The organism is Fischerella muscicola PCC 7414 (assembly GCF_000317205.1).
In the GTDB taxonomy this organism is placed as follows: Bacteria; Cyanobacteriota; Cyanobacteriia; order Cyanobacteriales; family Nostocaceae; genus Fischerella; species Fischerella muscicola.
Genome location: NZ_AJLK01000229.1, coordinates 1 through 822 on the forward strand (window position 1 = coordinate 1; position 822 = coordinate 822).

The window sequence follows — 822 nt, forward strand, 5'->3', positions numbered from 1 at the left end:
ACCTTTTCAAGACTCTCAATCGCTTGTACCAATTCTTCGTCAGATAAAGATTGAAGTATATGCAGCCCCGCCCGAATGACTTCGCTTTTTGTTGCATTGACTGCTGACTTTAAGCATCGTTGTCTAATAGCGGCAATTAACTCGTAATCTGTGGACGGTAGTGTAAAACTATCACGGATCACCTTCTGGTTCCGGACAGGTTGCAGTGCGTCCTTCGCCTGGGGCAGCTCGTCTGTTGGTTGGCTAGAAGTTTGCTGCGTTCTTTCTTCTAGCAAGCTTTCTGCTTTCTCAAAACGGTTTCTAACAGCTTCATCTTCAGCTTTTAATGAACTTGTCAAGGCTGATTTCATGCTCTTCTTCGTCATAGCTCCTCTGTGTACAGAAAAAATTCCAGGTGATCAAAATAAATTAAATAAACTATTTTAACAATACAAATTATTAAAACTGTATATACGCTTTATCAAGTTTTCTCTTTTGTGCCACAATAGCAGCAATTTCCTAACCATATAAAAACTATAGATAGTAAAAACTATTAATACAGTTTAAATCATTAATACGGTTAATCCTATGACAGCCAAAATCATTGCTGTTGTGAATCAAAAGGGTGGTAGTGGAAAAACAACAGTTAGTATGCAACTAGCTGGAGCGATCGCGCGGCGGGGTAATAAAGTTTTAGTTGTTGATGCAGATTTGCAAGCGACAGCTACACGGTGGGCAGCTTCGGCTCTTGATGAAATCCCTTTTCCTGCTTCCGTCATTGGATTAAGCGCTGCTAGCAGTAAAGTCCACAGGGAAGTCAAAAAATTTATTGATGACTACGAC

The 822-nt window shown here is 40.1% G+C and carries 2 protein-coding genes; one reads left to right on the forward strand and one right to left on the reverse strand.

Going from position 1 to position 822, the window contains the following annotated elements:
- Positions 1–365, reverse strand: a 365-nt coding sequence (locus tag UYI_RS34325) for a hypothetical protein (RefSeq protein WP_200860561.1), incomplete at its 3' end; no start/stop codon positions are given.
- A gap of 202 nt (positions 366–567) precedes the next feature.
- Here UYI_RS34325 and UYI_RS0131380 point away from each other — a divergent pair.
- Positions 568–822, forward strand: a 255-nt coding sequence (locus UYI_RS0131380) for a ParA family protein (protein WP_016870647.1), incomplete at its 3' end; no start/stop codon positions are given.